Consider the following 7,517-nt stretch of genomic DNA (forward strand, 5'->3'; position numbering starts at 1 on the left):
ATCTCCCCATCTCCCCATCTCCCCATCCACAGAAAATGAAACAGCCCTGCATCGTTGGTGGTCAACCTTTCGGTAGACCTCTTGGTCAAGCTCAGATACGAGTATCTGGTGTTTTACTACCCAAAACCGGGAGTTGATTGTTGTAGACAGTATCAAAACCCATTGGTCGAGGCGACGAGGCTTGTCTAGAGCCTTTAATCCCATTCACAACAGTTCCTAAGACAGAAGCACCGGAAATTTTTAGTCCTTCTAATGCTTGAGTGACCAGAGAGCGGTCGGTGCGATCAATCTTCACCACCAACAATGTGCCATCAGTCTGAGCAGCCAGGATATGTGCATCCGCCAGCCCCACCAGCGGTGGAGTGTCATAAATTACTAAGTCGAAAAAGGTTTGAAATTGCTCCATGAGATAAAGCATTTTTTTGGATGACAACAGTTTAATCGGGTCATGGAGATTATGCCCAGCAGTCAGCACGAACAGGTTGTTTTCTTCTGGCGATTTTTGAATCGCGTCGTTGAGGCTGAGGTCTGTGGCGATCACATCCGTGAGTCCGCGCACGTTTGGTAAGCCTAACAACAGGTGAAGTTGAGGCAACCGCAAATCTGCATCTACCACCAACACTCGCAAACCAACACTCGCCGCCGTCTTCGCCAGGTGAAAAGCAATGGTAGACTTGCCATCGCCTTTTACCGCTGAAGTAATCACCAACGATCGCATCGATATCCCTGGACTTAGCAACCGGAGATTCGTATAAAGAGAGCCAAATGATTCTAGAAAATAATAATCTAAATCAGTGCGAAACTTGTTGCGCCCCGCCTGTAACTGCCGACTCTTTGCCGGATCATCGGCAAAATTCTCCACCGCTGGTATACGATGATTCGATTTTTTGGTGATTCTTTTGAGTTTTGGCGATCGGGGTACCACACCTAAGATAGGTAGTTTAGTTCCCCACTTCACCTCTTCCGGCGTGTGGAAAACCCTGTTGAGAACCTCTACAAGAAAACCTACTGCCACACCAAACAGGAGACTCAACACTAATGCGATCGCCAAATTTTTCGTCTTATTTGTAGCAGTCACCGATAAAGGACTGCCCTCTTCATTCGTCATGATCGATGGCTCATTGATGAGCGTCCACGGCGTGTCCTGCTGCCCCACACCTAGCTTCAGCGTTTCTCGTTTAGATAAAAACACCCTCAGGCTCTCTGTCGCCACCCCTAACTCTCGCTCTAAATCCCCATACTGTCGCAAAACTGAAGGCAAGTCTCTGATGGTTTTATTCAGATTATTTTCACTTGTCGTCAGACTCTGCTGCCGAGCTTCTAGCTGCTGGATTTGGCCTGCCACAGTCTTGATCGTCGATTCCGCCTCTTTCTCCAACAAGCGACGCATATTTTTCTGTTTTTCTCGCAAAGACTGCATCGGCGGACTATCTTCACGATATTGGGTAGAACTAACTGCCAGTTGAGTTTCTATCGTCTGGAGCTGACCTATTAATGTTTCATACATTTTCGGATTGATCGCCACTACTCCGGCTGTATTTCCTTGACTTAGCTGTTCCTTAAGATTTTTGTACAACTTCCTCGTTTCAGCAAGCTGCGCTTCCAGAGAAATTTGCTGAGAGCTAATACCGCTCGCTTGATCGGTAAAGCTTTTACTGCTTTGATCTGGCAAGCTCAGATTAGCTTGCTGCCGTAGCAATTGCAATTGCCGCTGGAGCTTATCTACTCGCATCCGCAGCGCTGGGAGCTGGCTGTCAATGTACGCCATACCCCTTGTCGTCTGCTTCAGGCGCTCTTGGCGGCTGTACTCTAGATAGTATTTGGAAACAGTACCTAAAACAGACTTAATTTTAGCCGGGTCTTTATCCTGGTAAGTGAACTCTATAATTTTTGTGCCAGCTTCTTTTCCATCTTTGGCATAGGTAATGCGGCTAATTTTTAACTGATTATTGATTTGCTTATAAGTAATATCTCCATAATTAGCTTGCACTTTCTCTAATAGTGGCATCAAAAGTTTCGGGCTCTTGAGAACTCGCAACAGAGTCGGATAATCTACCATACTGCTGTCTTCGACAGAGGAACCGACTTTGTTAACTTCATCAGCACTAAAATTAGCACTCTGAGACTGAATCAATAATTGAGACAATCGACCTTCAGCCGTGATTGGCTCTACTAAAACCTGGAACCCACCTTGATAGAACCTGTCAATTTGCTTCGTTTTCCACAGTACCAGCGACCCAGAAAATCCGCCCAGCAAAAGTGCGATCGCCACCATAATCCCCATTCTTCTTTGCACTACGGCAAACAGCCAGCCCAAATCCAAAGGCTGTTGCTCATCGCTAGTTTCAGAATTCCTTAGAGAGATACCATGCGCTGCTTGAGGCTGAACTCCATTGCGCTTCGAGGCTGTTGACTGGAAATTATATTCTGTACTCATATTTTTGCTTACTCCTACTGTTAATCCACCATCACTAACAATTTTTATCTAGGCAATCTGATAAGTCCCAAGTTATTCAGGAATGATAGGATCGCATTGCCAGTGCTGGGTAATGCCAGAACGGCAGCAGCGGGACTTAAAAGCAGGTTAACGGTGTCTATTACTCCGGCTGTAGTAGAGCGCCTGACTACAATGATATCTTTACTGCGGACAACGGGGTTGGTCAGCTCATTGATTCCTTGAGCAAAATCAATTTCTACCATCCGCCGAGAAACAGTGCCGTCAAAATTGAGGCGGATGAGTTCCACCGAAGTCTTTTTAGCTCTACTGGTATTGAATCCTCCAGCCGCCATCAACGCTTGGTTCAGGGTGGTGTTGCTTGCCACCTCCACCACTCCTGGCCTGACTATTTCTCCCACCACATTCACTTGAATCCTAGCCGGAGAAAAGCTAGCGTCGGCGATTTGAGATATTTCTGCCGGATTGATTTCCGTCGCAGTCAGAATAACGATGGAATCTCCGTCTTGCACAATCGTATCTTGATTGACATCACCGCTTTCCAAAAGTTGCCAGAGGTTGACGGTAAAGATTTGTTCAGCGCCAGCACTGGTGGGGCGGCGTACTAGAACTTGGCGAATGTCAGCTTGAGGCTTGAGACCTCCAGCTAGCTGAATCGCCCGCGTCACTGTTGGCAGTCCTTGAACGCCTTGGTTCGGGGCGGTATCTCCTCCGACTACGACATACCGCCCCGGTCGGACTACTTCTCCTACCACTGCTACTGTGCGAGCTTGATTGGCGGGGGAGGAAAAGGTAGAAACAGCAATTTGGCGGGCTTCTGCTAGATTCACTGCGGTCGCAGTGGGTACGAAAATGGTATCTCCATCTCGCAAAGTAATATCCACAGGCACATTGCCTGTCTGTAAGTATTCCCACAGATCGAAGGTTGTGATTTGGATTTGACCCACTCCGCCCGCTCGTCGGCGCAGCTCTACCCGCCGAACGTCAGCGATTTGGGTCACGCCCTGAGCTTTTTCTAAAGCTTGCACTAAAGTGGGAAACTGTACGGAAGGGACATTACCTGCTCCTGAGTTGAGGGCAATGGTATAAGAGCCTGGGCGGTTAACTTCTCCTGAAATCCAGACGTTAAGAGGCCGTGTTGCTTGCAGACTAACTGTAACCTGGGGGCGTTTGAGAATCTGTCTATAGGCTTGGGAAATAGCCGTACTTGCTTGTTCCAGAGTCAGTCCTTGGATCGAGATACTGCCAATTAGAGGTAACTGGATCACCCCACCCGCCGGAATCTGGTAGCTGCCACTAAATTGGGGCAAGTCGAAAATATCGACGCGGATGTTGTCTCCGCCTCCTAGAGTGTAAGTACCGCTTGCGTTGGAGGATCTGACTCTCACAGGAGCGATCGCACCATTCCGTAAAGTTGGCTGTTGGGCGATTGTCGGGTGTGGGCAAGCTACATCATTTATAGCTAACAGGCTCAGACCAGTCAGTATGGGGATTATTTGTCTAGGCAAACTTGCGTTCACAATATACAATGTAATTTGATTAGTTACTTTAGCGTAACCTAGTTAGTAAAAAACTGCCAAACTATCGGTTCTAAGTAGAAGGCAAAAGGCAAAGAGTATTCGTCAGAAGAGAAAATACTTAAGTCGCCGGCTTGATAGCTCTGACAATAGACATCTTGCATAATGATTGTGGAGCAGGCATCCTGCCTGTTCAAAAATTGTTTTTTTGGAGATGTCTAATATTGAGAAACGTTTGAAGAGAAAAATTCTGTGTCAGCTAGTCGCCTCGATCAATCACAATCTCAGTCACGAAGAGTCCTGATAATGTGAAGAAACAGCCAAATCAAGAGAAATATTTAAGGTTGGACTAGAAATGAAAGAAATTCTCCGCGAGCCTTTATTTTTGCTAATTCTTGTGGCGATCGCAGTTATTGTAATGATGTTGATGTATCAAGCAGTAGCCAGGGATCAAAAATTCGGAATCAAGGTAGAAAAATTTTTTGGTGGCATACTTCTGTTTGCTATTTCAGGATCGACTGGTGCAGAAGTCCTGCCTTTTAGCAAGTTGCATCCGGCTGTGATGGCAGGCCACGACACAACTATGCCCACTGTTGTCGGACAGATCGTAATTTATGGTGCTTTCCTGTTCATATTATCTCCTCGTCTACGTTCGACGCTGAAAGATTATTTAAAAGCATTATTGATTACTATGACTAGCGATCCGTCTTTAGCGGTGCTTTTATTCATGATATCGTTCTCGGTGTTATGGTCAGATTCTACTGATGTTAGCTTAAAAATGGGTTTAGTGATTTTAGAAACAACTGTTATCGCTATCTACATAGGAAAACAATATAGTTGGCAAGAGCTATATCCTTGGTGGCGCACGGTTAACTTATTCGTTCTATTATGGAGTTTGGTCAAAACTAATGGGGATGGGGCTGGGTGCTGGAAGGGAATATTAGGCCATAAGAACCAGTTTTCATTTTTCATGGCTCAAACATCGATTTTGTGGTTTTTGTTTGCCTTTTACTCCCCGAAGAATCGCCCTTTGGCGATTGTCTTCGGTTTGTTAGCTTCCTTGGGAGTCCAAAAAGGATGTAGCGGGGCAAGTCGAATCTTGGTTGTTATTTTATTGGGTCTTTGGTTTTATCTCAGCGTCATCAAAAAATTGCCGGTTCAGTGGGCTGTCGTTTCAGTCATACTTTTCCTAATCATCAGTATTGGTCTAGCAATTGTGGTGATTAATAATCTGGAGGCGATCATTGTCGATGGTCTCCAAAAAGATATAACGTTGACAGGGCGAACGGAATTTTGGCCACAAATCGTAGAAAAAATCAATGAAAGGCCTGTGTTCGGCTATGGAGTTGCTGGTTTTTGGCAATCTTGGCGCGGTTTGGAAAATCCTGCTCACGGTATTATTGTAGTTAAAAGCCAATTTGTCCCGCCCCATTCTCACAATGGCTTTTTAGACTTAGCCAGCGATTTAGGTTGGGGGGGATTGATATTATTTGTGTTGTCATTTTTAAACAATCTTGTGAAGGGAGTGGTGTATTTAACCCGCGCGCGACTGCCGGAAGCTGGCTTGCCTCTTTTCATCTTGACCTATACACTAATGACAAACCTGACGGAAACAGGTCTTTTTGGGTCAACCAGCATTTGGTTTTGGTACATTGTCATGTCAGTCCGCCTTAGCCTAGACGTTTCAGAAAAGAGTTGAACTGAAAGAGAGCTATTTCAAAAAATCACCTGCTGTGTAACGAATCGAAAATTTATGATATTAGACAAGCTCTTTGCATTTATCGATAGACTCAGCCCAGGACTGCGTAAGGTGATTATCAACACAACTTGGCTGTTTGCTGACAAGATCTTGCAGCTAGGTGTGGGTCTGCTAGTAGGGCTTTGGGTCGCTCGTTACCTACAACCAGAGAGATTTGGCTTGCTCAACTATGCGATGGCGACAGCGGCACTATTTGCTCCGGTTGCTAGCCTTGGGTTGAGGTCGATCGCGATTCGCGACCTATCTAGAGATTCGTCTAATAAGGAAGAAATTCTCGGTACAGTTTTTGTCTTAAAAAATATCGGTAGCTTGATAGCTTTATTTTTAACGGTAGGAACAGTGATTCTGTTGAATCCTACGGAACCCTATACTCAATTGTTGGTAGGGATAGCAGCATTCGTCAGCCTGTTTCAGCCTTTTGAAACCATCGATTTCTGGTTTCAGTCGCAAGTGCAATCAAAATATACTGTTATGTCTGCAAATTCCGCTTATTTAATTATGAGCATAGTGAAAATTATACTCATTAATCTCCGAGCTTCACTGATCGCATTTTCCTGGATGATGGCTACGGAGTCTGCTTTGAGGGCTTTGGGATTGGTGATTGTTTATCAAGTGAATGGGAATCAAATACTAAGGTGGCGATTCAGCGGGAAGCTGGCGGTAGAAATGCTCCAGCAAAGCTGGCCGCTGATTTTGTCGGAATTTATGATCTTCATTTATATGCAGATCGATCAGATCATGATGAAACAGCTTAGTAGCGCTGAAGAATTAGGACTGTATGCAGCAGCAGTCAAAGTTTCTGGACTATGGTATTTTGTGCCTCTGGCTATAGTCGGCTCTGTTTTTCCATCGATTGTTAAAGCTAAAGACATTGGTGAAACTGTTTATAATGACCGCCTGCAAAAACTCTTATATTTAATGGCTGTCATATCATATGCAGTGGCAATTCCTGTGACGCTGTTTGCGGAGCCGATAGTGAATATTCTGTATGGAAAAAACTATCTTGGTGCTGCTCCCTCTTTAGCAGTCCTGATTTGGGCTGGGCTGTTTGTTTGTGTGGGAAGCGCCAGAAGTACATGGCTAATCACGGAAGGGCTGTTGAATCTTTCGGCCGCTACAACCGCTGTGGGTGCGGTGGTTAATATTATTTTGAACTTGATTTTAATTCCCCGTTATGGTGGTTTGGGAGCAGGTATTGCCACTCTGATTGCACAAATGGCGGCTTCTTATGTAGCTCACGCATTTTATCCGGAAACTAGAAAGATGTTTTGGATGCAAACGAAAGCTATTTTTATGATCGGTATTATCAAAGAAATACGTCAATTTTTATCTACGAAATAAACAAAATTGATGGATATATAGCAATCCTAAATCAGTTTCAATAACTTCCAGGCGTTTCGCCTCTTAATCAATGTCACTCTTGCTCTGCCTCGCCGGAGAAAATCGAGGCTCTTCCTCCGGACCTGCGTTACCAGGAAGATCCTGGTAACGAGTAGAATCATTTAGGATTGCTATAGCAGATGTTTAAGGAAGAAGGCCCTTCGATTGAGTTTATCCTGAGCGGAGCGGTGCCCTGCCCTTCGACTACGCTCAGGAACCGCGAGTTGCTATAAGTTTGAGAAAATTCACAAAAAGCAACAAAAATATTGTATATTTAATCTGTGTTATCATACCTAAGGAATGAAAATTTAATAACATCAGCGATGTATAATAAATGAGTGAATATGAATAGGTTTAGGTTTCGGTAGATATGTCAAATATTATACCTACTTGGTTCTTTTTATGT

At 44.8% G+C, this 7,517-nt stretch carries 4 protein-coding genes; 2 read left to right on the plus strand and 2 right to left on the minus strand.

Translation table 11 applies throughout. The features are described from left to right. Positions 1-91 precede the first annotated feature (91 nt). Both QUA44_RS26640 and QUA44_RS26645 read right to left on the minus strand, forming a co-directional pair. Positions 92-2,437: a polysaccharide biosynthesis tyrosine autokinase gene (locus QUA44_RS26640; RefSeq protein WP_333255994.1), complete on the minus strand. Its 2,346-nt coding sequence runs from the start codon at positions 2,435-2,437 to the stop codon at positions 92-94. Between the two features lie 44 nt (positions 2,438-2,481). Continuing rightward, on the minus strand, positions 2,482-3,963 hold the full coding sequence (locus QUA44_RS26645; protein ID WP_333310020.1) for a polysaccharide biosynthesis/export family protein: 1,482 nt from the start codon (positions 3,961-3,963) through the stop codon (positions 2,482-2,484). Positions 3,964-4,369: 406 nt separating this feature from the next. Here QUA44_RS26645 and QUA44_RS26650 point away from each other — a divergent pair, with 406 nt between their 5' ends. Together QUA44_RS26650 and QUA44_RS26655 are read left to right on the plus strand one after the other, a co-directional pair. Next, the gene (locus tag QUA44_RS26650; protein ID WP_333255998.1) at positions 4,370-5,671 is read left to right on the plus strand and encodes an O-antigen ligase; all 1,302 of its coding nucleotides are present in this window, start codon (positions 4,370-4,372) and stop codon (positions 5,669-5,671) included. Between the two features lie 54 nt (positions 5,672-5,725). Beyond that, positions 5,726-7,072 carry a flippase gene (locus QUA44_RS26655; protein WP_333256000.1) on the plus strand — a complete coding sequence of 449 codons (1,347 nt, stop codon included), beginning with the start codon at positions 5,726-5,728 and terminating at the stop codon, positions 7,070-7,072. Positions 7,073-7,517 lie beyond the last annotated feature (445 nt).

It is taken from the genome of Microcoleus sp. N9_A2 (genome assembly GCF_036701775.1).
Lineage (GTDB): Bacteria > Cyanobacteriota > Cyanobacteriia > Cyanobacteriales > Microcoleaceae > Microcoleus.

What these genes read in the sequence shown, in the direction of transcription:
- QUA44_RS26640 (WP_333255994.1), bottom strand. Translation starts at nt 2,437, where the DNA reads ATGAGTACAGAATATAATTTCCAGTCAACAGCCTCGAAGCGCAATGGA.
- QUA44_RS26655 (WP_333256000.1), top strand. Translation starts at nt 5,726, where the DNA reads ATGATATTAGACAAGCTCTTTGCATTTATCGATAGACTCAGCCCAGGA.